Annotated in this window: 24 protein-coding genes and 2 tRNA genes; 9 read left to right on the forward strand and 17 right to left on the reverse strand. The window is 75.4% G+C overall.

The window, feature by feature from the left end:
- A partial coding sequence (locus VER05_RS11860) for a sensor histidine kinase (protein ID WP_324845557.1) occupies positions 1–1,701 on the reverse strand: 1,701 nt, incomplete at its 3' end.
- A 532-nt stretch (positions 1,702–2,233) separates the two neighbouring features.
- Between VER05_RS11860 and efeU the strand changes: the two genes are divergently transcribed.
- From efeU to efeB, 3 genes are all read left to right on the forward strand, one after another.
- Entirely contained in the window at positions 2,234–3,112 is an 879-nt protein-coding gene (efeU, locus tag VER05_RS11865) for an iron uptake transporter permease EfeU (protein ID WP_324845558.1), read from the forward strand.
- Between the two features lie 65 nt (positions 3,113–3,177).
- Positions 3,178–4,377, forward strand: coding sequence for an iron uptake system protein EfeO (gene efeO, locus VER05_RS11870; RefSeq protein WP_324845559.1), 1,200 nt, complete (start codon positions 3,178–3,180; stop codon positions 4,375–4,377).
- A gap of 88 nt (positions 4,378–4,465) precedes the next feature.
- Complete coding sequence (gene efeB / locus VER05_RS11875; protein ID WP_324845579.1) at positions 4,466–5,812, forward strand: iron uptake transporter deferrochelatase/peroxidase subunit; 1,347 nt, start codon at positions 4,466–4,468, stop codon at positions 5,810–5,812.
- Positions 5,813–5,828: 16 nt separating this feature from the next.
- Here the strand turns inward: efeB and VER05_RS11880 are convergent, their stop codons facing one another.
- Positions 5,829–6,395: a CG0192-related protein gene (locus VER05_RS11880; RefSeq protein WP_324845560.1), complete on the reverse strand. Its 567-nt coding sequence runs from the start codon at positions 6,393–6,395 to the stop codon at positions 5,829–5,831.
- Between the two features lie 59 nt (positions 6,396–6,454).
- On the opposite strand from VER05_RS11880, the gene VER05_RS11885 reads away from it, so the two are divergent.
- Positions 6,455–6,964: an ASCH domain-containing protein gene (locus VER05_RS11885; protein ID WP_324845561.1), complete on the forward strand. Its 510-nt coding sequence runs from the start codon at positions 6,455–6,457 to the stop codon at positions 6,962–6,964.
- A 19-nt stretch (positions 6,965–6,983) separates the two neighbouring features.
- On the opposite strand, the gene VER05_RS11890 is transcribed toward VER05_RS11885, so the two are convergent.
- The 4 genes from VER05_RS11890 to VER05_RS11905 all read right to left on the reverse strand — a co-directional run bounded on the left by VER05_RS11890 (position 6,984) and on the right by VER05_RS11905 (position 8,894).
- Positions 6,984–7,121 (reverse strand): hypothetical protein, encoded by a 138-nt coding sequence (locus VER05_RS11890; RefSeq protein ID WP_324845562.1) that lies wholly within the window; start codon positions 7,119–7,121, stop codon positions 6,984–6,986.
- A 174-nt stretch (positions 7,122–7,295) separates the two neighbouring features.
- Entirely contained in the window at positions 7,296–8,144 is an 849-nt protein-coding gene (locus VER05_RS11895; RefSeq protein ID WP_324845563.1) for an SseB family protein, read from the reverse strand.
- An 86-nt stretch (positions 8,145–8,230) separates the two neighbouring features.
- A tRNA-Asn gene (locus tag VER05_RS11900) sits at positions 8,231–8,303 on the reverse strand.
- Positions 8,304–8,378: 75 nt separating this feature from the next.
- The gene (locus VER05_RS11905) at positions 8,379–8,894 is read right to left on the reverse strand and encodes a hypothetical protein (RefSeq protein WP_324845564.1); all 516 of its coding nucleotides are present in this window, start codon (positions 8,892–8,894) and stop codon (positions 8,379–8,381) included.
- 68 nt (positions 8,895–8,962) lie between these two features.
- Here VER05_RS11905 and VER05_RS11910 point away from each other — a divergent pair.
- Positions 8,963–9,039: transfer RNA gene (locus tag VER05_RS11910), tRNA-Ile, on the forward strand.
- A 2-nt stretch (positions 9,040–9,041) separates the two neighbouring features.
- Here the strand turns inward: VER05_RS11910 and VER05_RS11915 are convergent.
- Positions 9,042–9,740, reverse strand: a complete 699-nt coding sequence (locus VER05_RS11915) for a hypothetical protein (protein ID WP_324845565.1) — start codon at positions 9,738–9,740, stop codon at positions 9,042–9,044.
- A gap of 41 nt (positions 9,741–9,781) precedes the next feature.
- Positions 9,782–11,191 (reverse strand): glutamate decarboxylase, encoded by a 1,410-nt coding sequence (locus VER05_RS11920; protein ID WP_324845566.1) that lies wholly within the window; start codon positions 11,189–11,191, stop codon positions 9,782–9,784.
- Positions 11,192–11,381: 190 nt separating this feature from the next.
- Between VER05_RS11920 and VER05_RS11925 the strand changes: the two genes are divergently transcribed.
- Positions 11,382–12,902 (forward strand): peptide MFS transporter, encoded by a 1,521-nt coding sequence (locus tag VER05_RS11925; protein WP_324845567.1) that lies wholly within the window; start codon positions 11,382–11,384, stop codon positions 12,900–12,902.
- A 31-nt stretch (positions 12,903–12,933) separates the two neighbouring features.
- Here the strand turns inward: VER05_RS11925 and VER05_RS11930 are convergent, their stop codons facing one another.
- From VER05_RS11930 to VER05_RS11970, 9 genes are all read right to left on the reverse strand, one after another.
- Entirely contained in the window at positions 12,934–13,692 is a 759-nt protein-coding gene (locus VER05_RS11930; protein WP_324845568.1) for an SDR family oxidoreductase, read from the reverse strand.
- Positions 13,693–13,743: 51 nt separating this feature from the next.
- Positions 13,744–15,063 (reverse strand): aspartate aminotransferase family protein, encoded by a 1,320-nt coding sequence (locus VER05_RS11935; protein WP_324845569.1) that lies wholly within the window; start codon positions 15,061–15,063, stop codon positions 13,744–13,746.
- Positions 15,064–15,142: 79 nt separating this feature from the next.
- Complete coding sequence (locus tag VER05_RS11940) at positions 15,143–16,309, reverse strand: ABC transporter substrate-binding protein (protein ID WP_324845570.1); 1,167 nt, start codon at positions 16,307–16,309, stop codon at positions 15,143–15,145.
- Between the two features lie 115 nt (positions 16,310–16,424).
- Entirely contained in the window at positions 16,425–17,240 is an 816-nt protein-coding gene (locus VER05_RS11945) for an ABC transporter permease (protein WP_414647613.1), read from the reverse strand.
- On the reverse strand, positions 17,237–18,106 hold the full coding sequence (locus tag VER05_RS11950; protein WP_324845571.1) for an ABC transporter ATP-binding protein: 870 nt from the start codon (positions 18,104–18,106) through the stop codon (positions 17,237–17,239). Before VER05_RS11950 ends, VER05_RS11945 begins: the two co-directional genes overlap by 4 nt.
- Complete coding sequence (locus VER05_RS11955) at positions 18,103–19,086, reverse strand: ABC transporter permease (protein WP_324845572.1); 984 nt, start codon at positions 19,084–19,086, stop codon at positions 18,103–18,105. The genes VER05_RS11950 and VER05_RS11955 overlap by 4 nt, the downstream gene beginning before the upstream one ends.
- On the reverse strand, positions 19,083–20,114 hold the full coding sequence (locus tag VER05_RS11960) for a TIGR03842 family LLM class F420-dependent oxidoreductase (RefSeq protein ID WP_324845573.1): 1,032 nt from the start codon (positions 20,112–20,114) through the stop codon (positions 19,083–19,085). The genes VER05_RS11955 and VER05_RS11960 overlap by 4 nt, the downstream gene beginning before the upstream one ends.
- A 37-nt stretch (positions 20,115–20,151) precedes the next feature.
- On the reverse strand, positions 20,152–21,585 hold the full coding sequence (gene hydA / locus VER05_RS11965; protein ID WP_324845574.1) for a dihydropyrimidinase: 1,434 nt from the start codon (positions 21,583–21,585) through the stop codon (positions 20,152–20,154).
- Between the two features lie 20 nt (positions 21,586–21,605).
- On the reverse strand, positions 21,606–22,454 hold the full coding sequence (locus VER05_RS11970) for a nitrilase-related carbon-nitrogen hydrolase (RefSeq protein ID WP_324845575.1): 849 nt from the start codon (positions 22,452–22,454) through the stop codon (positions 21,606–21,608).
- A gap of 205 nt (positions 22,455–22,659) precedes the next feature.
- Here VER05_RS11970 and VER05_RS11975 point away from each other — a divergent pair, with 205 nt between their 5' ends.
- From VER05_RS11975 to VER05_RS11985, 3 genes are all read left to right on the forward strand, one after another.
- Positions 22,660–24,099, forward strand: coding sequence for a PLP-dependent aminotransferase family protein (locus tag VER05_RS11975; protein WP_324845576.1), 1,440 nt, complete (start codon positions 22,660–22,662; stop codon positions 24,097–24,099).
- Between the two features lie 475 nt (positions 24,100–24,574).
- A complete protein-coding gene (locus VER05_RS11980; RefSeq protein ID WP_324845577.1) occupies positions 24,575–25,618 on the forward strand; it encodes a putative F420-0 ABC transporter substrate-binding protein in 1,044 nt (347 codons plus the stop codon).
- Between the two features lie 8 nt (positions 25,619–25,626).
- Positions 25,627–26,288: iron chelate uptake ABC transporter family permease subunit (locus VER05_RS11985; protein WP_324845578.1), on the forward strand; the 662-nt coding region annotated here is incomplete at its 3' end.

Here is a 26,288-nt window from a genome sequence, read left to right on the forward strand (position 1 = left end):
CGCGGCGCGGCCGGCGGCGCGGCCGGCGGAGCGGGCGGAGGCCCGGGCGCCGCGGGCGGCGCGGCCCCGACCCCGGCCCGGCGCGCGGTCCGCGGCGTGGCCGCCGTGCGCGCGTCCGTTCGGGTGGCCCGGGGCGGGTCCGGTCGCGTGCGCGGCGCTATGCGGTCCGGAGCCCGCCGGGTCGGGGACGGGGGCGCCGACGGGCGGGTGGCCGGGTGCGGCGTCCGGCGGGTGGCCGGGCGCGGCGCCGGCGCCGAGGCCGGGTCCGCGGGGCCCACCGGGAATGGGCGTCTCGCCCGACAGGATGGCGTCGAACGACGGCAGCGCGACGTCCGGCACGGGCGGGAGGTCGGCGGCGCGGGGGCCGACGGCGGTGCGGCGGGGCCCGGGAGCCGGGTCGACGAGGTCGGGCGCGGCACCGGCCGCCGGGCGCGGCATCGGGTCGGTCGCGAACGCCCCCCGCTCCTGCCGCGGCACCAGCGGATCGCCGCCGCCGGGCGCCACGAGCGGGACGTAGGCCTCCTCGGCGGGCGTGCCGGGCGTGATCGGCAGCGGCCCGCTCGCGGGGTCGGACAGCGCCGCGAGCCCGCCGTACCCGGGCTCCGGCAGCACCGTCGTGTCGTCCGGCTCGGCGGCGACCTCGTCGGGGCCCTCGACGTCGAACAGCGCCCGCGGCAGGCGCACGGTCACCTCGGTGCCCGGGGCGTCGGCGCGGGCCGCGAACGTCACGCCGACCCCGAGCCGGGCCGCGAGCCGGCCGACGACCGCCAGCCCGAGCCGCTCGCCCGACGCCGGGTCGCGGTCGCCGGCGCGCACGGTCGCCTCGGCCCGCGCGAGGTCCTCCGCGGACAGGCCGAGCCCGGCGTCCCGCACGACCAGGTGCAGCGCCTCCGCGTCGCAGCGGCCCAGGACGTCGACGATCGTGTCCGGCGCCGAGAACACGGTCGCGTTCTCCAGCAGCTCCGCGAGCAGGTGCGCCAGCGGCACCACGTGCACCGCCGCGAGCGGCGGGTCGTCGGTGAGGTCGACCCGGACCCGCTCGTAGGACTCGATCTGCGAGCTCGCCGTGCGCACGACGTCGGACACCGCGGTCGACTCGCGGACGCGCCGGGCGGGCGGGCTGCCGGCGAGCACCAGCAGCGACTCCGCGCCCCGGCGCAGCCGCATCGCCAGGTTGTCCAGCAGGAACAGCCGCTGGAGGGTGTCGGGGTCGGTCTCGGTGCGCTCGAGCTCGTCGAGCGCGCCGAGCTGCCGGTCGAGCAGCGTGATGTCGCGCCGGGCGGCCACCGCGAAGGCGGCCGACGAGGCGGCGTCGGGGCCGACCGCGGACGTGCCCGCGGCCGGCGGGACGGCGGCGCGGGCCGGGGCCCGGTCGGGGGTGGCGGGACCCGTGCCGGCCGGGGCGGCCCCGGCGGTGGGCAGGTCACCCGGCCCCGGGGCGTGCGGGTCGGGCACCGGACCGGCCGCGGGACCCGCACCGGGCCCCGGCCCTGCCGCCGGGTCCGGCGCGGCGGTCGCCGGTCCCGGCGCGTGGGCGGAGCCGGCCGTCCGGCCCTGCGCCGCCCACTGCCGGCGCGTCCGGAGCCCGACCAGCAGCGCCGCCGTCGCGAGCACGACCCCCGCGGCGGCCAGCCCCAGGCTGACCTCCCCGAGGTCCGCGTCGAACGGGAGGAGCGACGCCTCGCCGAGACGAGAGAACACGACACCTCCTGCAGCTGATGGATCGATCACCGAACGCGTGGACCCATTCCAACCAGCCCGGGTCGGCTCGCGCAAAACCCCGTCTGACCAGCGGTTTCATTGCGCCGCGCTACCCCAGGGAGGCACCCTGGCGCGCGACCGGCCGCCGCCACGGAAATGCCATCCGGGGGGCGCGGGAATGCCGATTGCACGGCCATTTGCGCGCTCGCCGGGGCCCGCGCGGCGCGATGCCGTGCCGCCGCGCGGCGCCGTGCGGCATTCGTGCTCCACGGGCGGGACACGGCGCCGCGGCGACCGGCGGGCCGCGGCGGCGCGGGGACGAAAGTCCCGGTTTGCCCGGCTGACGTGCGACGCCCTCCCCGCCCGCACGGGGTCGCGGCCCGCGGTCGCGGGATCGCCGCACGGACGCGTGTTCCGCGGCACCCCGCGGCGCGAGTAAGGTTCGCCTCGCCTTACCCCGCGGAGCCCGCCCGGCGCCCCGCGGGCCGGGCGCGCACGTGCCGTCCCACCACACCCGCGTCGGAGCCGCCCGATGATCGCGAACTACCTGATCGGCCTGCGCGAGGGCCTCGAGGCCGCCCTCGTCGTGAGCATCCTCATCGCCTACCTGGTGCGCACCGCGCGCCGGGACCTGCTGCCCGCGCTGTGGGCCGGGGTCGGCGTGGCCGTCGCGGTGTCGCTCGGGTTCGGCGCGCTGCTGACCTTCGGGCCGCAGGGCCTGTCGTTCACCGCGCAGGAGGCGATCGGCGGCTCGCTGTCGATCGTCGCCGTCGGCCTGGTGACCTGGATGATCTTCTGGATGGCGCGCACCGCCCGGCACCTCAAGGGCGACCTGCAGCACAAGCTCGACGACGCCGCCGCGGCCGGCCGTCGGGCCGTCGTCGTCATGGCGTGCCTCGCCGTCGGGCGCGAGGGGCTGGAGACCGCGCTGTTCCTGTGGGCGAGCGCCCAGGCGACGGCGGGCACCGGCGCCCGCGGCGGCTCCGCCGCTCCCCTGCTCGGCGCCGCGCTCGGCCTGGCCACGGCGGTGCTCGTCGCGTGGGCCCTGTACCGCGGCGTGATGCGCCTGGACCTGCAGAAGTTCTTCGCGTGGACCGGCGCGTTCCTCGTGCTCGTCGCCGCCGGGGTGCTGTCCTACGGCGTCCACGACCTCCAGGAGGCGGGCATCCTGCCGGGGCTGCACAGCCTGGCGTTCGACGTCTCGGCCGCCGTCCCGCCGACCAGCTGGTACGGCACGCTGCTCAAGGGCGTCCTCAACTTCACGCCCGCGACGACCTGGCTCCAGGCGATCGCGTGGACCGCGTACGTGGTCCCGACCATGACGTTCTTCGTGCGGACCGCCTTCCGCCGCCCGCCCGCGCGCCCCGCCGTCCCGGCGCAGCCCGCGACCTCCCCCCAGCCCGCCGCCTGACCGGCGAGCACCGCGCGGCGCCCCCGCCGCCGGCTCGCCGACCCGTGCCCCGAGAAGGAGCCCCGATGTCCCGCACCTCCTGGAGCGCCGCCGCCGCGGTCGCCCTGCTGCCGCTGCTGGCGGCCTGCGTCCCGAACGACCCCGCGGGCGGCGCCGCGAGCAGCGACGCCCCCGGCGCGCTGACCGTGAGCTCGACCGCCGACGACTGCGAGGTCTCCGCCGACAGCGCGCCGAGCGGCACCCTCACGTTCTCCGTCACCAACGACGGCAGCGACGTCACCGAGTTCTACCTGCTCGCCGACGACGGCCTGCGCATCGTGTCCGAGATCGAGAACATCGGCCCCGGCATCTCCCGCGACCTCGTCGTGCAGGCCGCGCCCGGCGACTACTACACCGCGTGCAAGCCGGGCATGGTCGGCGACGGCATCCGCGCCGCGTTCACCGTCACCGACTCCGGCCAGGAGGTCGGGCCGACCGGCGACACCGCGGACCAGCTCGCCGCCGCGGAGGCGTCGTACGTCGCCTACGTGAAGGACCAGGCCGGCTCGCTGATCGCCGGCACCCAGGAGTTCGCCGACGCGTACGCCGCGGGCGACGACGACCGCGCGCGCGACCTGTACGCCGCGACCCGGGTGCACTGGGAGCGCGTCGAGCCGGTGGCCGAGTCGTTCGGCGACCTGGACCCGACCCTCGACCTCCGGGAGGCCGACCTCGAGGACGGCCAGGCCTGGACCGGCTGGCACCTGATCGAGAAGGACCTGTGGCAGCCGACGCCCGACGCGAACGGCGGGGAGACCTACGTGCCGCTGACCGCCGAGGAGCGCGCCGCCGCCGCGGACGACCTGGTCGCGAACACGCAGAAGCTCGTCGACCAGGTGACCGCCGACGGCTTCACCTTCGAGGCGTTCCAGATCGCCAACGGCGCCAAGGGCCTGCTCGACGAGGTCGCCACCGGCAAGGTCACCGGCGAGGAGGAGATCTGGTCGCACACCGACCTCTGGGACTTCCAGGCCAACGTCGACGGGGCGCGGGTCGCGTACGAGGTGCTGCAGGACGTCGTGACCGAGCAGGACCCCGACCTGGCCGCGGACCTCGACCAGCGGTTCGTCGACCTCGAGGGGCTGCTGGCCGCGCAGGGGTCGGTCGACGCGGGCTTCGTCGCGTACACGGACCTCACCGACGCCCAGGTGGCGGAGCTGGCGGCCGCGGTGGACGCGCTGTCCGAGCCGCTGTCCCGGCTGACCACCACCGTGACGGGGGCCTGACACGGACGCGCAGCACGAGCCCGGGCCGGACGCGGTGACCGCCGCGCCCGGCCCGGGCGGCACCCGCCCCGGCGCGCCGCGCACCGGGATGTCCCGGCGTGCGCTGCTCGGGCTCGGCGGCGGCCTCGTCGCGGGCGCGGCCGCCGCCGGGGCCGCGGGGGCCGTGGCGGTGGACGCCGCCCGGTCCCCCGCGCCTGCGGCCCCGTCGTCCGGCGCCGACCGCACCTACCCGTTCACCGGCGCGCACCAGGCCGGCATCGTCACCCCGGCGCAGGACCGGCTCTACCTCGCCGCCTTCGACGTCACGACGACCGACCGCGACGCGCTGGTCGACCTGCTGCGGCGGTGGACCGTGATGGCCGCCCGGATGACGCAGGGGCTGCCCGCCGGCCAGTTCGCCCCCGCCTCCGGGCCGTACGACGCGCCGCCGGACGACACCGGCGAGGCCGCCGACCTGCCGGCCGCGGGCCTGACGATCACGTTCGGGTTCGGCCGGTCGCTGTTCGTCGGCGCGCCCGGCGCCACCGGTCCCGACGCGGACCGGTTCGGCCTGGCCGGCCGGCTGCCCGCGGGCCTGATCGAGCTGCCGCACTTCGCCGGCGACGACCTCGACCCGGCCCGCAGCGACGGCGACCTCGTGGTCCAGGCCTGCGCCGACGACCCGCAGGTCGCCGTGCACGCCGTCCGGAACCTGTCCCGCGCCGCGTTCGGCACGGCCCGGATCCGGTGGACCCAGCTCGGCTACGGCCGCACCTCCTCGACCAGCACCGCGCAGAAGACACCCCGCAACCTGTTCGGCTTCAAGGACGGCACCGCCAACCTCAAGGCCGAGGAGACCGCCGACGTCGAGGCGCACGTCTGGGTCCCCGCGTCGGCCGCGACGGAGGGCGGGACCGACGCGGCGTGGCTCACCGGCGGCAGCTACCTCGTGGCGCGCCGGATCCGGATGCACATCGAGACCTGGGACCGCTCCTCGCTGCGCGAGCAGGAGGCGCTGGTCGGCCGGAACAAGGGCGAGGGCGCGCCGCTGTCCGGCGGCACCGAGTTCACCGAGCCCGACCTCGACGCCACCGGCGGCGACGGCACGCCCCTGGTCGCGCTCGACTCGCACGTCCGCCTCGCCCACCCGACGCAGAACGACGGCGTCCGGATGCTGCGCCGCGGCTACAACTTCACCGACGGCAACGACGCGCTCGGGCGGCTGGACGCGGGGCTGTTCTTCCTCGCGTTCGTCGTCGACCCCCGGACGCACTTCGTGCCGATGCAGACCCGGCTGTCGTCGCAGGACGGGCTGATGGAGTACCTGGTGCACACCGGCTCGGGGCTGTACGCCGTGCCCCCCGGGGTGCCGGACGGGGCGCTGCCCACCGGGGCGGACGGGACGCCTGCGCTCGCCGAGGACGGGCCGTTCGTGGGGCAGGCGCTGTTCGGCTGACGGCGTCGCCCCGCGGTCAGGCCAGGTAGGCCAGGACCACCGGCTCGTCCTGGCCGGCCCAGGTGCCGACGAGCGTGCGGGCGGTCGGGGCGTCGACGCCCGGGCGCGGCTCACGCACGACGACGACCTCCGGGGTCGCGCCCGCGTCGTCGGCGGCGCCGCTCCCCCGCACCCGCACCGTCGGCTCGCGCTCGACCCGGCCCTCGGGGGTCTCGACCCACATCCGCACCTCGGTGTCGGCCTCGCGGACCACCCGCGCGAGCTCGTCCCGGTACACCGGGTCGCCCGGGCCGTCGTACACCCAGCGGGTGCCGAGCACCGAGTGCTCCGTCGTGCCGACCAGCGACGCCTCGGCGTCGGGCAGCGGGGCCCCGCGGTAGGTCAGCGGCACGTGCACGAGCCGGCCGCCGACGTCGACCAGGTGCGACTCGATGCCGACCTCGCCCTCGGGGTCGTCGAACCGGTACGCCCCCACGGGGACCGCCTCGGCCGCGGGTCCGTCGAACCAGGGCTGCGCGGGGAGCCAGGCGGTGATGAGCTCGGCCTTGGTCGGGACGAGGGTGGCCCGGTGGATGATCGCCATGCCGCCACGGTAGCCGGGGCCGGCGCGGCGGGCGGTCGGCCGCCGGGCAGAATGACCGGGTGACCAGCCACCGCACGCCGCCCGGCCCCCTCGACACCGACGCCGCCGCCGTCCTCTGGGCCGCGTACGTCGCCGCGCACCCCGAGGCCGTGGCCGCGGGCGACGAGTACGTGGTCGACCGGTTCGGCGACTCCGTCGAGCTCGGCGACGAGCTGCTCGGCATCGTCCGGCACGGCGCCAAGCGGGCGACCGCCGAGCTCGTGACCGAGTTCGCCCACCGCGGCGAGGCGCTGCCCCGGGTCGGCGCGCACTGGGTGGCCTGCGACGGCCGCGGCGCCCCGCAGCTGGTGCTGCGGACCGTCGAGCTGCGGATCGCCACGTTCCGGGAGGTCGACGCCGACTTCGCCTTCGACGAGGGCGAGGACGACCGCAGCCTGCGCAGCTGGCGCGAGCAGCACCGGATCTACTGGGAGCGCACCTGCGCGGCCCGCGGGGCCGAGTGGGGCGAGCAGGACGAGATCGTCCTCGAGCGGTTCCGGGTGGTGTGGCCGCCGCAGGAGGCGGACTGACGCCCCTCCCGGGCCCGGCCTAGTCGGTCTGCGCCGCCCGCGCCTCGGCGATCTCCCGGGCGTCCGGCGACCCGGTCCGGTGGACGGACAGCTCCCCGCACCCGACGAGACCGAGTGCGACGACTCCCACGATGCCGGCGACGGCGATCCTGCGCATGACCCTGACTTCCCTGCTGTGGCGATCCGGACGAACCGGGGCATCCTGCCAGAGCGGGCGCGCGTCCGGTGCGGGCCGTAGGTCCTCGCGGGAGCCGCGTCGCAGTGCCGCACCGCTCCGGCGTGACGCGGGCCACGGCCGCGGGGCCCTTCGTTCGTCGGCCCCGCGGCGGCGTCAGCGAGGGAGCGCCGCGGCCGGGACCACGACCGGCGGCCCCGCGGGGTTCACCACGACCCCCGCCCGGCCCGCGGCGCGCGTCGCGGCGGCGACCTCCGCGAGCCCGACCCGCCGGACCTCCCCGCCCGGGCGCCACGCCCACACCTCCGCGGGCGACGTCCCGACCACGGTGTACGCGCCGCCGTCCGGGCCGGTGGCGGCGGAACCCGCGGGCCTGTCCGCGGCGTCGGGCGCGACGGGGACGAAAAGCGGCCCGTCCGCGAGCGCCGCGACGTACCGGTCGAACGGCAGCGACCGGGACGCCGTCGCCTCCGTCAGCGTGGCGACCGCCTCGGGGTCCTCGGTGAGGTGCTGCCGGATCTCCGCCGCGTACGCGATGAACGCCCCCGGCGACCGCCCGTCGATCACGACGCCCTGGTGGTCCCGCGCCGCCTGCGCGAGCACCGCGGCGGCCGGCTGCACGAGCGACCGGCCCGGGTCCTGCCGCATCCGCTGCAGCTCGTCGTGCCCGGTGAACGCGACGAGCAGGTCGGCGCCGGCGTTGTCGCGGATCGACGCGATCGCGAGGGTGTCGCCCGGCTGGAGGCCGCGGGCCGGGTCCGCGAACCGGGAGTCGGTCACGTCGAGCAGCAGCTCGCCGGACGCGCAGCGGCGGAGCACGTCGGCGAAGGTCCGGGCGTCCTTGCGGTCCGCCCAGGTGCCGAGCCCGTCGCGGACGCGGTCGTGGCGAACGCCGGGGCCGGGCTCGGCGCCCCGGGCGGGGGGCGCGGGCGGCGGGCCGGGCGGCGCCTCCGGGCGCGTCTCGTCCGGCTCGTGCTCACGCGACCTGCGGCTGAACAGTCCCACGCGGGACACCCTAGGCGCCGGCCCAGCGGACGGCGCCGGGAAGCAGACGACCCCCAGCAGCCCGGGGCCGCTGGGGGTCGTGGTTGCTCCCTCGACTGGACTCGAACCAGTAACCGTCCGATTAACAGTCGGATGCTCTGCCAATTGAGCTACGAGGGATCGTGCGGGAAGAACTCTAGCAGCCCTCCGGGGCTGCTCCTGACACGTCCCGCGTGGTCCCGGTCACGGGCCGGATCAGGCCCGCAGCCCCGCCGCCGCGCGCACCCGCGCCTCCGCCGCGTCCAGCAGCGCGGCCACCCCGGGGTCGGCCAGGTCGACGCGCCCGGTGCCGATGACCTGCGTGAACAGGTCCCCCGCGTCGCCCCGGCGCAGCGCGACCCGGACGGGGCCGGCAACCGGCACCGTGACGGTCTCGACGTGCACGACCGACGACTGCACCCGCTCCCGCAGCGTCTGCGCGAACGCCACCGGCACCGGCGGGTCCAGCGGCAGCTCCTCGACGGTACCCGTCACCCAGTGCACGGTGATGACGGGCGGCTCGGGGGCGAACGACGCACGGTCCACGTCGGACCAGGGGTGCCGGCGCACCGGGGCATCGGCCGTTCCGCCGGCGACGTACAGCGCCTGCCGGGTGGCGACCAGCCAGCGGTCGCCCGACGCGGCCGCGGCGAGCACGCGGTCGCCGGCCGGCAGGTCGAGGGCGCGGCGCACGTCGTCGGGCAGGGCGTGGCGGCGGGAGAAGAGCGGCACGGTGACCCACCGTAGCGGGCCCCGGCGCGGGGACGGCGCCGCCCTCGCGCTAGCCTGTGCGGCATCGAGGGCCAGTAGCTCAGCCGGTCAGAGCAGCGGACTCATAATCCGTCGGTCGTGGGTTCAAGCCCCACCTGGCCTACCACCTCAGGACGCGGCCGCGCGCGCCCGCTCCCGCGCCGACCCCACCGGCAGCAGCGCCGCGCCGGCGAGGAAGCACACCGCCCCCGCGAACGTCCCGGTGTTCACGAGGGCCACGTTGGTCACCTCCGTGGTCCCCGCGACGTACCGCGCACCGACGGCCGCCGCGCCGAACGCCACCGACCCCGCGAGGTTGACCGCCGCGACCCACCAGTCGACCGACCCGCGCCGCCACGCGACACGCGCGACGCACGCGCCCGGCTCGCGCCCCGCGAAGCCCGCCACCCCGTGCACCGCCCGCGGCCGCACCGCCCGCCGCACCGCCACGCACGCCAGCACGCTCGCGACGAGGAAGCACACCGACCCGTACACGTCCGGCGCCCACACCAGGTCCCGCGCCGGCAGCGCCGCCAGGTCCCGCGTCGCCGCGACCGTGCTGACGTTGAAGCAGACGGTCCCGACGAGCTGCACCAGCGCCGCCACCCAGTCGGTGCGGTCGACCCGCGGGGTGCCGCCGAGCTGGAACGCCGCCGCCGAGGTGAACAGCACCGACCCGACGACGAACGTCCACGCCGCGACCTCGGGCGCCACCCGCGCGGCGTACAGCGGCAGCGACCCGACGGCGAAGCACAGCGACCCCAGCCCGAACAGCAGCCCGAGCCGCACGCTCGCGGCGCTCGGCCGGGGCGACGGCGCGGTGCGCACGGCCGGCCCCGCCCCGGGCCGCCCGGCCCCGGCCCCCGCGGTCACCGCCGCAGGCCGGTCCGCGCCTTGCTCCGCGCCGCGGCGTGGGCCGGCGCGGTCCACAGGTCGGCGCTGTGGTGCGCCCGCGGCACCGGCGACTCCGCCTCCAGCGCCGTGTACGCCAGGTCGAGGTCGCGCAGCAGCTGGTCGATCATCAGCCGGCTGAGGTCGAGCCGGACCACGACCCGCATCAGGTGCACGTCCTCGGCGGCCGGCGGCAGGCTGTACGCGGGGACGATCCAGCCGTTCTCCCGGAGCCGGGCGGACAGGTGGTAGACGTCGAACCCCGGGTCCCCGGCGAGCCGGAAGGTGACGACGGGCTCGGCGAGGCCGGGGTTGAGGATCTCGAACCGCCCGGTCGCCTTGAGCGCCTCGTTCAGGTAGCGGGCGTTCGCGAGCATCGTCTCGACGATCGCGGTGTACCCGTCGCGCCCGAGCCGCAGGAAGTTGTACATCTGCGCCTGGATCATCGCGGAGCCGCGGGAGAAGTTGAACGTGTAGGTCGGCTGCGCGCCGCCCAGGTAGTTCACGCTGAACACCAGGTCCTCGGGCAGCCGCGAGGCGTCCCGGAACACCAGCCAGCCGACGCCCGGGTAGACGAGGCCGTACTTGTGCCCGGAGGCGTTGATCGACGCGACCTGCTCCAGGCGGAAGTCCCACGCCAGGTCGGGCTCGGCGAACGGCGCGACGAACGCCCCGCTCGCGCCGTCGACGTGCAGCGGCACGTCCCAGCCGCGGTCGGCCTTGATCCGGACCAGCGCGGCGTCGATGTCGGCGATCGGGTCCGCCTCGCCGATGTGCGTGGTGCCGAGCACGGCGCCGACCGCGATCGTCCGCTCGTCGACGCGCGACGCCACGTCCTCGGCGGTGATCGTGTACCGGTCGGGGCGCATCGGGATCTTGCGCATCTCGACGTCGAAGTAGTTCGCGAACTTGTCCCACACGACGTGCGTCTCGGCGCCGAACACGACGTTCGGCCGGTCCGTGGGCTCCCCCGCCGCCTGCCGCCGGTGCTGCCACGCCCGCTTGTGCGCCAGCAGGCCGAGCATGATCGCCTCGGACGACCCGATCGTCGCGACGCCCACGACGGTCGCCGGGTCGGGCGCGTGGAACAGGTCGCCCAGCATGTGCACGCAGGCCTCCTCGACGAGCGAGGCGACGGGGTACTCCTCGTGGTCGATGTGGTTCTTGCGGAGGGTGTCGTGGATCAGCGCCTCGGCCTGGGGCTCCATCCAGGTCGTGACGAACGAGGCGAGGTTCAGCGTCTCCCGCCCGTCGAGCATCAGGCCGGTGTGCAGCAGCTCGTAGACCTCGTCCGGGTCGAGGCCGTGCTGCGGGAACTCCGTGCGGTCGATGGCGGTGCGGAAGCTCGCCCGCCCGTGGATGGGCAGGACGCGGCCGTTCTGAGTCATGGGGGCAGCACCTCGCGGTCGGGTGACGCGTGGCGACGGCGGGGGCCCGTCCGGACGTCGCGACCGTAGCAGCGGGGGTCGCACCCGGCGCCCGGGACTTCGTGCTGTTGCAGCCCTGCGAGCAGGGGTCACATCCTGGAAGGCGGTGCGCCCGCCTCCCGGACGCGCCCGTCCACCGTCAGGAGACCCCATGTCCACCGCGGCCCACGGCGAGCCTCCCGCCGGCAAGCTCGCCGGCGACCGCGCGTTCTTCGGCCACCCCCGCGGGCTGATGACGCTGTTCACCACGGAGCTGTGGGAGCGGTTCAGCTACTACGGGATGCGCGCCATCCTGCTGTACTACCTGACCGACACGGTCGCGAACGGCGGCCTCGACATCGCCGAGACGACCGGGCTCGCGCTCGTGTCGATCTACGGCACCAGCGTCTACCTGCTGTCGGTGGTCGGCGGCTGGCTGGCGGACCGCGTGATCGGCGCCCGGCGGTCGGTGCTGATCGGCGGGATCATCATCGCGGCCGGCCACGTCGGCCTGGCGATCCCGTCCGCGGGCTTCTCCTACCTCGGCATCGCGCTGGTCGCCCTCGGCACCGGCCTGCTGAAGCCGAACGTGTCGAGCATGGTCGGCGAGCTGTACGCCCGCGACGACGAGCGCCGCGACTCGGCGTTCTCGATCTTCTACATGGGCATCAACATCGGCTCGTTCACGGCGCCGTTCCTGGTCGGCGCAGCGCGCGCCTGGGGCGGGTACCACGCCGGGTTCCTGGTGGCGGCGGTCGGCATGGCGATCGCGCTGGTGTTCTTCGTGGCGGGCGCGAAGTACCTCGGCCGGGCGGGCGGCGTCGCGCCGAACCCCGTGCGGCCCGAGGAGCGCGTGACGCTGATCCGCGGCTTCCTCGTCATCATCGGCGGGATCGTCGTCGTCGGCCTGATCGCGGCCCTCGTCGCCGGCGGGTTCAACCTGGACACCTTCATCGACACGATGTCGTACCTGGCGTTCATCGCGCCGGTCGCCTACTTCATCGTGATGTACCGCTCGCCCAAGGTCACCGACGCCGAGCGGCCGCGGGTGATCGCGTACATCCCGCTGTTCGTCGCGGCGATGCTGTTCTGGATGATCTTCGAGCAGGCGGCGACCACACTGGCCTCGTTCGCGCAGAACCGCACCGAGCTGTCGTTCTTCGGCGTGACGATCAGCCCGGAGTTCTTCCAGTCGGTCAACCCGCTGTCGATCATCATCCTCGCGCCGGTGTTCGCGTGGATCTGGTCGAGGACGCACGACCGCCCGCCGACCGCGACCAAGTTCTCGATCGGCCTGGCGCTCGCCGCCCTGTCGTTCCTGGTGATGGCGCTGGCGTCGGCGGTGTTCGTCGACCGGCTCGCCCCGGCGTGGGTGCTGGTCGTGGTCTACGTGATCCAGACGCTCGGCGAGCTCTGCCTGTCCCCCGTGGGGCTGGCGGCGACCACGCTGCTCGCGCCGCGGGCGTTCCGGAACCAGGCGATGGCGGTGTGGTTCCTGGCGCCGGCCGCCGGCCAGGCGATCACGGCGCAGCTGATCAAGGCGACCGAGGGCTCGTCCGACACCGCGTACTTCGGCGGGATCGGCGCCGTCGCGCTGGCGTTCGCGCTGATCCTGCTCGCGCTGTCGCCGTGGGTCACGCGGCACATCCGCCGCGCGGACGAGATGGAGGGCACGGTGAGCGCCGGGGCGTGACGCCCCGGCGCGGCACCGGCTCCCCGGGCGGTCAGGACCGCGCGGTCTGGGTGTTCGACACCTGGGCCCGCGGCCGGACGACCAGCGTGTCGATGTTCACGTGATGCGGCCGGGTCAGGGCGAACGCGATGACGTCCGCGATGTCCTCGGCGAGCAGCGGCTGGTAGCCCTCGTAGACCTTGGCCGCGCGCTCGGCGTCGCCGCCGAACCGGACCAGCGAGAACTCCTCGGTCGCGACGGCGCCGGGCGCGATGTCGATGACGCGGACCGGTTCGCCGATCAGCTCGAGGCGCAGCGTGGTCGTGAGCATCCGCTCGGCGTGCTTCGCGCCGGTGTAGCCCGCGCCGCCCTCGTAGGGGCCGATCGCCGCGGTGGACGTGACGACCAGGACGTCGCCGCGGCCGCTCGCCTTGAGCTGCGGGAGCAGGGCCTTGGTGACGCGGAGCGTGCCGAGCACGTTGATGTCGTACATCCGGCGCCAGCCCTCGACGTCCGCCTCGGCCACCGGGTCGAGGCCCAGCGCGCCGCCCGCGTTGTTCACCAGCGAGGTGAGCCCGCCGGTCTCCGCCACGTGCGCGGCCAGGCGGGCCACGTCCTCGTCGCTCGTGAGGTCGGCGACGAACGGCTCGGCGCCGGTCTCGGCGGCCAGGGCCTCGAGCCGGTCGGCGCGGCGGGCGACGGCGACGACGTCCCAGCCCTCGGCGCGCAGCCGGCGGACGGTCGCGGCGCCGATCCCGCTGGAGGCGCCGGTGACGACGGCGCGGAGGGCGGGCGTGGCGGTCTCGGACATGCGGGGTCCTCTCGGTGGTGCGGGTTCGGGTCCGACTGTAGGCCGCAGGGCTCAGAGCGTGGCGTCGAGCTCCGTCAGGACCTCGTCGTACGCCGCCAGGGCCGTGGCGACCTGGGCGTCGGTCACGACGCAGGGCGGGACGACGTGGATCCGGTTGTCCTGGACGAACGGCAGCAGGCCGCGGTCGAGCAGCCCGGCCTTCACCGCGCCCATCGAAGCGGCGCCGACGGGCTCGCGCGTCGCGCGCGACGCGACCAGCTCCAGCGCCCAGAACACCCCGGCCCCGCGCACCTCGCCGACCGACGGGTGGGCGTCCGCGAGCGCCGCGAGCCCCGGCGCGAGCACGTCGGCGCCGATCCGGGCGGCGTTCTCGACGACCTTCTCGTCCTCCATCGCCTCGATGGTGGCGACGATCGCGGCCATCGCCAGCGGGTGGCCGGAGTAGGTCAGCCCGCCGGGGAACACCCGGTCGTCGAAGGCGCGCGCGACCGGGTCGGACATCAGCACGCCGCCCGCGGGCACGTAGCCGGAGTTGACCCCCTTGGCGAACGTCACGAGGTCGGGCACGACGTCGTGCTGGTCGAACGCGAACCACGACCCGGTGCGGCCGAACCCCGCCATGACCTCGTCGAGGATCAGCAGGATCCCGTGCCGGTCGGCGAGCTCCCGCACCCCGACCAGGTAGCCCGGCGGCGGCACGAGCACGCCCGCGGTGCCGGGCACGGTCTCGAGCAGGATCGCCGCGATCGACGCCGGCCCCTCCGACTCGACCACGCGCGCCAGGTGCCGCAGCGCGCGCTCGCCCTCCTCCTCGGGCGTCGTGGCCCAGAACTCCGAGCGGTAGAGGTACGGCCCGAAGTGGTGCACGTGCCCGCGGGCGTACTCGTTCGGCACCCGCCGCCAGTCGCCGGTCGCGACGACGGCCGCGCCGGTGTTGCCGTGGTACGACCGGTAGGCCGACAGCACCTTGTCCCGGCCGGTGACCAGCCGCGCCATCCGGATCGCGTTCTCGTTCGCGTCGGCGCCGGCGTTCGTGAAGAACACCTTCGAGAAGGACGCCGGCGCGTGCCGGAGGATCGCCTCGGCGGCCCGGCCGCGCGGCAGCACCGCGTGCGACGGGGCGATGGTCGCCAGCCGCCCGGCCTGCTCGGCGATCGCGGCGGTGACCCGCGGGTGCTGGTGGCCGATGTTGGTGTTGACGAGCTGGCTGCTGAAGTCCAGCAGGGTGCGCCCGTCGGCCAGCTCGACCTCGCAGCCGGACGCGCCGGCGACGACGAGCGGGGCGAGCGCGCCCTGGGCGGACCAGGAGTGGAACACGTGCGCGCGGTCGAGCTCGAGGGCGAGCGCGCCGTCGGCGTCGAGTGCGGTCATGGGTGCGGGCCTTCCGTGAGGAGGTGCGGGCGGGGTGAGGCGGCGGCGGCGCGTCGGCCGCCGCCGCCTCGGCCGCCGGTCAGTTGCCGCCGGGCTGGAGCTCGACGGTCAGGGGCTCGAAGTCCGCCCCCTCGACGTCCACGCCCTCGGCCTCGAGCTCGTCCAGCGCCTGCTGCACGTACTCGTTGGAGTAGGCGGTCTCCGGCGGGTCGGCGCTGATGATCGTCGCGCCGGTCTCGTTGGAGGTCTCCTTGGCCATCTCGACGGTGGCGTCCCAGGCGGACTCGTCGATCAGGCCGATGCCGCCGGAGGTCGAGGGCCAGATGAGCTTGTTGACCTCGTTGGTCATCCAGAGCTGGTGGCTGGTCCCGAGGGTCGAGCCGGCGGCCGTGACGATGTCGGCGGCCTCCTGCGGGTTGTCCCGGGCGTAGATCCAGCCCTGGATCGAGGCCTTGATGAAGGCGACCGTCGTCTCGGCGTACTCCGGGTCGTCGGCGAGCCGGCCCGCGTCCGCCCAGATGGCGTCCTGGAGCATGGCGGTGCCCTCGTCGTTCCAGTCGATGACCGAGAAGTCGTCGGGCTGGTAGAGCTCGCCGGTGTCGGGGTTCTCGGTCTCGAGCAGCTGGGCGTACTCGTTGTAGGTCATGGCCTGCGCCGCGTCGATGTCGCCCGCGAGGAACGCGTTCATGTCGAACGCCTGCTGCACGATCTCGAAGTCGGTCACGCCCGCCTTGTTCAGGCCCGCGAACAGCTCCCACTCGTTGCCGTAGCCCCAGGAGCCGATCGTCTTGCCCTCGAGGTCCGCGACCGAGTCGATGCCCGCGTCCGCGAACGACACCTGGAGGGTCGCGGAGCGCTCGAAGATCTGCGCGACGTTCGTGATGTCGGCGCCCTGCTCGATGGAGCCGAGCACCTTGGGCACCCACGCGATCGCGTAGTCGACCTCGCCGTTGGCGAGCGCGTCCTGCGGCACGATGTCGCCGCCGCTCGGGAGGATCTCGACGTCGAGGCCGGCCTCCTCGTAGTAGCCCTGGTCCAGCGCGGCGTAGTAGCCGGAGAACTGGGCCTGGGTGAGCCACTGGAGCTGGAGCTTCACGGGGGTGAGGCCCCCGTCGCCGCCGCTCCCCGACTCCGTCGACCCCGCGGTGTCGTCCGACCCGCCGCTGCCGCACGCGGTCAGCGCGAGCGCCGCCACGACGCCGAGCGCCCCGAGCCCGAGCCGGGTCCGCCTGGTGGTGTTCCTCATGTCATCCCCTTGTCCGTCGCATCAGCCGTGTGCGGCCCTCCTGGCGCCGTCGGCAGGCGGGGTGGTGCCGGCCCGCGGACCCCCGACCGCGGGACGTGTGGTCGTGCGCGGGCGCTCAGGCCCGGCGCACCCCGCGGGTCCCCCACCGCTCGACCGCGGAGGTGGCCCCGTAGAACAGCAGCCCGACGAGCACGCCGCCGAGCACGTACGCCCAGGCGCGGGCGTAGTTCGACCCCGCCGCGGCCGTGGTGATGAACGACCCGATGCCGGACCGCGGGCCGCCGAAGTACTCGGCGACGATCGCCGAGATGACCGCGAGCGAGGACGCCAGCCGCAGCCCGGTGAACACGAACGGCAGGGCCGTCGGGATGGTCACCGCGCGGACCGCCTGGCGCGGCGTCGCGGCGTAGGCCCGCATGAGGTCCCGGTGCACGGGCCGGACCTGCCGGAGCCCGCGCAGCGTGTTCACGAACACCGGCACCCCGACCGCGACGGCCACCACGATCTGCCGCCCGGTCTCCACCGAGGCGCCGTACATCGTGTAGAGCACCGGCGCGAGCGCCACGACCGGCACCACCGCGAGCCCGGCGACCACCGGGTCGAGCAGCAGGTCGACGGCCCGGACGGACGAGGCCAGCACGGCGGCGGCGATCGCGACCACCGCGCCGATGACGAGGCCGACCAGCGCGTTCGTGCCGGTGACCAGCGCCGCGGAGGCGATCGTCGGCAAGAACTCGGCGAACTCCCCCGCGATGGCGGCCGGGCTGGGCAGCAGGAACGCCGGGACGTCGCCGAGCGTCACGGCGGCCTGCCAGGCGGCCACGAGGGCGGCGAGCAGCAGCACCGGGGCGGCGCGGTGGCCCCAGGCGGCGGCGGTGCGGCGGGCGCGGGCGGGGGCCGGCGCGGCGGCGGGCGCGGCGGCGGCGCTCACCGCGTCTCCACCCCGCGGCTCGGGACACCCTCGGCGCCGCCGTGCAGCGCCTCGCGCACCGCCGTCACCGCCTCGAAGTACGCCGCGTCCTCGCGCAGGTCGTCCCCGCGCTCCCCCGACCGCCCGAGCCGCACGTCCACGATCCCGGCGATCCGGCCCGGCCGCGCGGACATCACCACGACCCGGTCGGACAGGAACACCGCCTCCGGGATCGAGTGCGTCACGAACACCACGGCGGCCCGGGTCTCCGCGCAGATCCGCACGAGCTCGGACTGCAGCCGCTCGCGGGTCATCTCGTCGAGAGCGCCGAACGGCTCGTCCATCAGCAGCAGGCTGGGCCGCTCGGCGAGCGCCCGGGCGATCGCGACGCGCTGCTGCATGCCGCCGGACAGCTGGTCCGGGAAGTGGTCGGCGAAGTCGGCGAGCCCGACCAGCGCGAGCATCTCGTCGGCGCGCTCCCGACGGGCCGCGCGGCCGACGCCGTGCAGGGACAGCGGCAGCTCGATGTTGGCCCGGACGGTGCGCCACGGCAGCAGGCCGGCCTGCTGGAACGCGATGCCGTAGTCGTGGCCGAGCCGGGCCTCGCGGGCCGGGCGCCCGAACACGGCGATCGAGCCGGACGTCGGGGAGTCGAGGTCGGCGACCAGGCGGAGCAGCGTCGACTTGCCGCAGCCGGACGGGCCGATCAGCGAGACGAACTCCCCCGCGCCGACGGTGAGGTCGACGTGCTCCAGGGCGGTGACGGAGCGGCCGCCCTCGCCGGGGAAGACGCGGCCGACGCCGGCGACCTGGACGGCGGCGGCGGTCGTGGTCGTCGCGGCAGGTGCGGCCCCCGGCGCGGCACCGGCGGCGGTCGGCGCGGTCACGCCGGCACCTCCGCCCGGCGGAACCGGCGCAGCGCGGTGCCGAGCAGCGCGACCGCCCCGGAGGCGACCAGGCCGAGCAGCACGGCCCCGAAGATCGGCGCCCACGGCTTGGCGGGGTCGCTGCTGGCGAAGTTGGCGAACTCGAGGATCATGCGTCCGATACCTCCGGGCATCCCGGTCGAGACCTCCGCGACGACGACGCCGAGCACGGCGCTCGTGGCCGCCAGGCGGAGGGCGGGCAGCAGGTGGGGCACGCTCGCGGGCAGCCGCAGCCGGACCAGCTCCTGGGACCAGGAGGCGGCGTAGCCGGCGAACAGCTCGCGGTGCAGGGTGTCGGGCGAGGTGAGGCCGCGCAGGGCCCCGACCGCGACCGGGAAGAACGCCAGGTACGAGGCGATCACGGCGACCGACATCCACGGCTCCCAGGTGAAGCCGAGCTCGAGCTTCGAGCCCCAGCCCTTCACCAGCGGGGCCAGCGCGATGAGCGGCACGGTCTGGCTCAGCACGACCAGCGGCAGCACCGCGGACCGGGCCACCCGGAACCGGGTCATCAGCAGGGCGAGGCCGAGGCCGACCACCACGCCGATCACCCAGGAGACCGCGGCGATCCGCAGGCTGGTGCCACCGGCGCGGAGCACCGCGAGCCACAGCGGGTCGGCGCCGGGCCGGGACGTGAGCGGCTCGCCGAGCCGGGCCAGCATCTCCGAGACGTGCGGCATGGCCAGGTCCGTGGTGCGCGGGAGGACGCGCAGCTCGCCGACGCTCCAGCCGCCCTCGGGGACGACCGCCTTGACCAGCTCCCACAGCGCGGCGAGGAGGACCAGGGCGGCCAGGCCGAGGGCGACGGGGCGGAGCGCGCGGACCGGGGCCGGCAGCGCGCGCGTCCGGCGCGCCGTCGGGGTGAGCGCGGCGGCGGAGGGGGCGACGACCGCCGCGTCCCCGGCCTCCGCGACCCCCGGCCCCGCGACGCCCGTGGTCATGCCGTCGCCACGACGTGCTCGGCCATCGCCGGGATGACCCGCTCGCCGTACATCCGCAGGGTCTCGTCCTTATTGTCGTGCTGCAGGTAGCCGGCGAACTGGGTGACCCCGAGCGCGCGCAGCGCCTGCAGCTTCTCGACGTGCTCGCGCGGGCTGCCGATCAGGCAGAACCGCTCGACGATCTCGTCCGGGACGAACTGGGTGTGCGAGTTCCCGGCGCGGCCGTGCTCGTTGTAGTCGTAGCCCTGCCGGCCCGCGATGTAGTCGGTCAGCGCCTTGGGCACCTGCGACCCCTGGCCGTACTTGGCGACGATGTCGGCGACGTGGTTGCCGACCATGCCGCCGAACCACCGGCACTGCTCGCGCATGTGCGCCCGGGCCGCCGGGGAGTCGCCGTCGCCGACGTACATCGGGGCCGCGACGCAGAACTTGATGGCGTCGGGGTCGCGCCCGGCGGCCTCGGCGGCGTCGCGGACCGTGCGGATCATCCACGACGCCACGTCGGGGTCCGCGCACTGCAGGATGAACCCGTCGCCGACCTCGCCGGTCAGCTTGAGCGCGAGCGGGCCGTACGCGGCGACCCATACCTCGAGGGCCGAGCCCCGGGACCAGGGGAACTGGACCTTGCGGCCGTTGTGCTCGACCGCCCGGGAGTTCGCGAGCTCGCGGATCACGTGGATCGACTCGCGCAGGGTGGCCAGGTTCGACGGCTTGCCGGCGAGCGTCCGGACCGCGGAGTCGCCGCGGCCGATGCCGCACACCGTGCGGTTGCCGTACATCTCGTTGAGCGTGGCGAACGACGACGCCAGCACGGTCCAGTCCCGGGTCGCCGGGTTGGTGACCATCGGGCCCACGATGACCTTGCGGGTGGCCGCGAGGATCTGGGAGAACACCACGAACGGCTCCTGCCAGAGCAGGTGCGAGTCGAAGGTCCAGACGTAGTCGAACCCGTGGGTCTCCGCCTGGCGGGCCAGGTCGACCACCCGGGACGCGGGCGGGTCGTTCTGCAGGACGACGCCGAACTCCATGGGCGTGCCTCCTTCTCGGGGTCGGGGGTCGGGTCGCTCAGATCAGGTACTGGGACAGGCCGCGCTTGACGTACTTCCCGTGGCCGGCGCGGCCCAGGAACGCACCCGCGTCGACGACCACCTCGCCACGGGACAGCACGGTGTCGACGTGCCCGTCGACCTCGAAGCCCTCCCAGGCGGAGTAGTCCATGGCCATGTGGTGCGACTTCCCGAGGCCGATCGAGGTGTGGCCGTTCGGGTCGTACACGACGACGTCCGCGTCGGCGCCGGGCGCGAGCACGCCCTTCTGGCCGTACATGCCGAACATCCGCGCTGGGGTCGTGCAGCAGATCTCGACCCACCGCTCCAGGCTGATCTCGCCGGTGACGACGCCCTGGTAAAGCAGGTCCATCCGGTGCTCGACGGAGCCGATGCCGTTCGGGATCTTCGAGAAGTCCCCGATCCCCATCTCCTTCTGGTCCGTCATGCAGAACGGGCAGTGATCGGTCGACACGAGCTGCAGGTCGTTCGTCCGCAGCGAGTTCCACATCTGGTGCTGGTGGCCCTCGTGCTTCGAGCGCAGCGGCGTCGAGCAGACGTACTTGGCGCCCTCGAAGTCGCCCCACCGCTCGCTGGTCGCGCCGAGGTGGTCCTCGAGCGACAGGTACAGGTACTGCGGGCAGGTCTCGCCGAACACGTTCTGGCCGCGGTCGCGGGCCTGGGCGATCTGCTCGGCCGCCTGCTTCGCGGAGACGTGCACGACGTACAGCGGCGCACCGGTGAGGTCGGCGAGCATGATCGCGCGGTGCGTCGCCGCCGCCTCGGCCTGCCACGGCCGGGAGACGCCGTGGTAGTACGGGCTGGTCTCGCCGCGGGCGACGTGCTGCTGCACGAGGGTGTCGATGACCGACCCGTTCTCCGCGTGCATCATGATCATCGCGCCGTTGTCGGACGCCTTCTGCATGGCCCGCAGGATCTGCCCGTCGTCCGACAGGAACACGCCCTTGTACGCCATGAACAGCTTGAAGCTGGTGACGCCCTCGGCGATCAGCTCGTCCATCGCGTGCAGCGACGAGTCCTGCACGTCGGACAGGATCTGGTGGAACGCGTAGTCGACGGCGCAGCTCCCGGCCGCCTTCTGGTGCCACAGGGCGTACTGGTCGACCGGGTTCTCCTGCGGGTACTGCACCACGAAGTCGACGATCGTGGTCGTCCCGCCCCAGGCCGCGGCCGTGGTGCCGGTCTCGAAGGTGTCGGACGCGAACGTGCCGCCGAACGGCATCTCCATGTGGGTGTGCGCGTCGATGCCGCCGGGGATGACGTACTTGCCGGTCGCGTCGATGACGCGGTCGACGCTCGCGGCCAGGTCGACGCCGAGCGCGGTCGAGCCGGGCTGCAGCAGCGCGACGATCGTCTCGCCGTCGATCAGCACGTCCGCGGCCCCGCGGCCGGTCGCGTTGACGACGGTGCCGCCCGTGATGAGGGTCTTCATGCCTCGTCCTCCCGGGCCGCTCAGGGCGCCACGATCGGGCCGTAGGCGTCCGGCCGGCGGTCGCGGAAGAACTGCCAGCGCTCGCGCGTCGTCCGGATCACGTCGAGGTCGAGGTCGCGGATCAGCAGCTGGTCCTCGGTCGTCGAGCCGACGTCGCCGACGTAGTTGCCGTCCGGGCCGACCGCGTAGGACGAGCCGTAGAAGTTCACCGCCTCGTCGCCGTACTCGTTGTCCTCGAGCCCGACGCGGTTGTTCGCGACGACGTAGTAGCCGTTCGCGATGGCGGCGGCCGGCTGCTCGACCTCCCACAGCTTGTTCGAGATGCCGGGCGCGGTGGCGTTGGGGTTGAACACGATCTCGGCGCCGTTCAGCGCGAGCACCCGCCAGCCCTCCGGGAAGTGCCGGTCGTAGCAGATGTTCACCCCGATCTTGCCGACCGCGGTCTCGAACACCGGGTAGCCCTGGTTGCCGGGACGGAAGTAGAACTTCTCCCAGAACTTCGGCAGGTGCGGGATGTGGTGCTTGCGGTAGGTGCCGAGCAGGGTGCCGTCCGCGTCGATGACCGCGGCGGTGTTGTAGAGCACCCCGGGCTGGTCCTCCTCGTAGATGGGCAGCACGATGACGATGCCCAGCTCCTTGGCCAGCGCGCTGAACCGGTCCGTGGTCGGGCCGGGGACCGTCTCGGCGTACTCGTAGTACTTCGTGTCCTGCGTGATGCCGAAGTACGGGCCGTAGAACAGCTCCTGGAAGCCGATGATCTGCGCGCCCTCGGCGGCCGCCTTGCGCGTCCAGTCCTCGTGCAGCTGGATCATCGACTCCTTGTCGCCGGTCCAGGTGGCCTGGGTGAAGGCGACGCGCACGACTGACATGGGGGACCTCCGCTGCTGGGTGGGTGCTGCTGGTCGGGCTCGGGCCGCGGGGGCCCGATGGGAATGTGACTGTGGTGGTTGAACATTTCTGCGGCGTTTCTGCCCGTAACGGCCCGGAGAACGTCGATGTCGGGCCGGTAAACACTGCGGCGACCGGGCTGCGGACGGGTCGGCGCGGGTGCCGCGCGGGGGCACGATGACGCCCATGGACGTGGCCCAGCACGTGGAGGACCGCAGTCCCCGGGGGATCGCCGCCGCCGTCTCGCGCCTGGTGCGCAGCGGCGACCTGCGGCCGGGCGACCGGCTGCCCACCGTGCGCCGGCTCGCCGCGGACCTCGGCGTCAGCCCGGCGACCGTGAGCGGGGCGTGGCAGGCGCTCGCCGCGGTCGGGCTGGTGGCGTCGCGCGGGCGGGCGGGCACGGTCGTGCTGCCGGAGCCGGCGTCGTGGCTGCCGCCGCGGTACCGGGACCTGGCGGCGGGCGGCCGGTCGGACGAGGCGGCGGCGGGCGGTGCGGGGCGCGCCGCCGCCGCGCCGGTGCCGTCGCCCCGCCCCGGCCCGCCCCTCGACCTGTCGTCCGGCACCCCCGACCCCGCGCTGCTGCCCCCGCTCGGCCGCGCGCTCGCCCGCGTGGCCGCCGCGACGCCCGCCGCGGGCACCGGCTCGTACCTGGGCGCCCCGGTGGTCGAGCCGCTGGAGCGCCTGCTCCGCGCGTCCTGGCCGTTCACCCCGCAGCGGGTCACGGTCGTGGACGGCGCCGTCGACGCGATGAGCCGGACGCTGGAGCAGCTCGCGGGGTTCGGCGACCGGGTGGTCGTCGAGGACCCGTCGTTCCCGCCGATCTTCGACCTGTGCGACCAGCTCGGCCTCGAGCGGGTGCCGGTGCCGCTCGACCGGCAGGGCCTGCGGCCCGACGCGCTGGCGGCCGCGCTGCGCACCGGCGCGGAGGTGGTCGTCCTGCAGCCCCGCGCCCACAACCCGACCGGGGTCTCGATGACGTCCACCCGGGCGCGCGAGCTGGCGGCGGTCGCCCGGGCGCACCTCGCCGCCACCCCCGGCGCGGGGCTGACGATCGTCGAGGACGACCACTCCGGCGAGATCGCGTCGTCCGCCGACGTGTCGCTCGGCAGCCACCTGCCCGACCGGGTCGTGCACGTGCGGTCGTACTCCAAGTCGCACGGGCCGGACCTGCGGATCGCGGCGGTCGGCGGGCCGGCGGCGGTCCTGGACCGGGTCGTCGCGCGGCGGATGCTCGGGCCCGGGTGGACCAGCCGGCTGCTGCAGCACGTGCTGGCCGACCTGCTCGACGACGGCGAGGCGCTGGCGGCCGTCGCCCAGGCCCGGCGGACGTACTACGCCCGGCAGCGGGCGCTGAGCACCGCGCTCGCCGGGCACGGGGTCGCCGTGCAGCCCGGCGACGGGATCAACCTGTGGGTGCCGGTCCCCGACGAGGCGACCGCGCTGGTCCGGCTCGCGGCGGCGGGGATCCGGGTGGCGCCCGGCAGGCCGTTCCGCGCGGGCGAGGTCGCCGACGACGCGGACGCCGGCGGCTCGGGCCACGTCCGCGTCACGGTCGGCGCCCTGGCGGGCGGCCCGGACGAGGTCGCGCGCGTGGCGGCAGCCCTGGCCCTGGCGGCGGCGGCGTAACCGGGCGGGCGCCTCGCTCCGCTCTCCCCCTCACCGAGATGGCAACTCTCGGCTCCGGCGCGGCGCACCCGCACAGCCGAGAGTTGCCGCCTCGGCGGGGCCGGGCTCGTCGAGTCGCCGCTCGCCGACTGTGTCGGGGCGCGGGAGCAGAGTCCGCGGATGGAGACTCGGCGGCGTGGCGGCGTGCGCAGGTGGGGCGCGCGGGGCGAGGTCCCGCGGGCGTAGGGTGGTCGTGGACCGGGCCGGATGTGGCCTGGGTGTCGCCGCCCGCGCATGGGCGGCGCGGCCACCGGGCGCGACGTGCACCCTCCCCGGCCCGCAGCGGCGGCCGCCCTCGTGGCGTCCCCCACGGTCCGTCTCCCCCAGCGTCCACCGTCGGACCGAGCGTCCGACGCGGGCGCCCGGACCGCCCGACGACGTCGCCGCGGCCCCGCCCGCCCGCGCCGTCGCCGCATCCCGTCAGGAGCCCCGCCCCGTGCGCAGCACCCGCACCCCCCGCGCCCCCCGCACCACCCGCGCCGTCCGGCTCGTCCTCGTCGCGCCCGCCGCGCTGGCCGTCGCCGCCCTGGCCGCCTGCGCCGGCGGCACCGCCTCCGCGGACGGCACCGCGCCCGCCGCCGGCTCGACCGCGTCCGCCGCCGGCTTCACGCCGGTCACCCTCGACAACTGCGGCACCGAGGTCACCGTCGACAGCCCGCCGGAGCGGGTCGTCGCGATCAAGTCGACCTCGATCGAGATGCTGCTCGCCCTCGGCCTCGGGGACCGCCTGGTCGGCACCGCGTTCGCCGACGGCCCGGTGCCGGACGAGTACGCCGCCGCCTACGACGCCGTCCCCGTGCTCTCCGACAAGGTCCCCGGCCAGGAGGCGCTGCTCGAGGTGCAGCCCGACTTCGTCTACGCCGGCTGGGAGTCGAACTTCTCCGACGACGGCGCCGGCGAGCGCTCCGCCCTGCAGGGCCTCGGCATCGGCACCTACGTCTCCCCCGCGGCGTGCAAGGAGGACGGGTACATGCCGGACCCGCTGACCTTCGACGGCCTGTTCGACGAGATCCGGGAGGTCGCGTCGGTGTTCGGCGTCGAGGACCGCGCGGAGGGCCTGATCGCCGACCAGCAGGCCGCGCTCGACGCGGTCGAGCCGCCCGCCGAGGAGACCACCGCGCTCTGGTACTCGTCCGGCACGGACACCCCGTACGTCGGCGCGGGCATCGGCGCGCCGCAGATGATGATGGACGCCGCCGGGCTGACCAACATCTTCGCGGACGTGCACGACACCTGGACCTCGACCGGCTGGGAGCAGGTCGTGGCGGCGGACCCGGACGTCATCGTGCTGGTCGACGCCACCTGGAACACGGCGGACAGCAAGATCGCGATGCTCGAGGGCAACCCGGCCACCAGCCAGCTGACGGCGGTCAAGGAGCACCGGTACCTGACCGTGCCGTTCCCCGCGGCCGAGGCGGGCGTCCGGAACGCCGACGCCGTGGTCGACCTGTCCCGGCAGCTCGCGGACCTGGCGGGCTGACCGGACCCATGACGACCACCGCGCCCCCGAGTGGACGGTTCCGCCCGACACGCCGTCGGCGTGTCGGTCAGAACCGTCCACTCGACGCGCGCGCCGGCTCCGTCGACGGCCGCGGCACGCCCGGGGCCCGGCCCCCGTGGCGGCCTCCGCTGCTGCCGACCCTGCTCGTCGGGCTCGCGCTGCTGGTCGCGACGGTGCTCGTCTGCGTGACCATCGGGCCCGCCGACATCGCGGTCGCCGACGTGGCGCGGAGCATCGCCGGCCACCTCGGGCTCGGTCCGGCGGCGGGCGCGGACGGCGGGGTGCCGGTGCTGACCGACGCGATCGTCTGGGAGCTGCGGCTGCCGCGGGTGCTCACCGGGGCGGCGGTCGGCGCGGGCCTGGCGCTGGCCGGCGCGGTGATGCAGAGCCTGACCCGCAACCCGCTCGCCGACCCCTACCTGCTCGGGCTGTCGTCGGGCGCCTCGCTCGGCGCCGTGGCCGTCCTCGTCGTCGGCGTGGGCCTGCTGCTCCCGGTCGCGGCGTTCGCCGGGGCGCTGGCCGCGCTGGTCGCGACGCTGAGCCTGGCCCGGGTCGGCGGCGTGCTGACCCCGGGCCGCGCGGTGCTGGCCGGGCTCGCGGTGTCGCAGCTCGCCGCCGCGGGGACGTCGTTCGTCATCTTCTGGTCGGC

Source organism: Cellulomonas sp. (genome assembly GCF_035634735.1).
Lineage (GTDB): Bacteria > Actinomycetota > Actinomycetes > Actinomycetales > Cellulomonadaceae > Cellulomonas.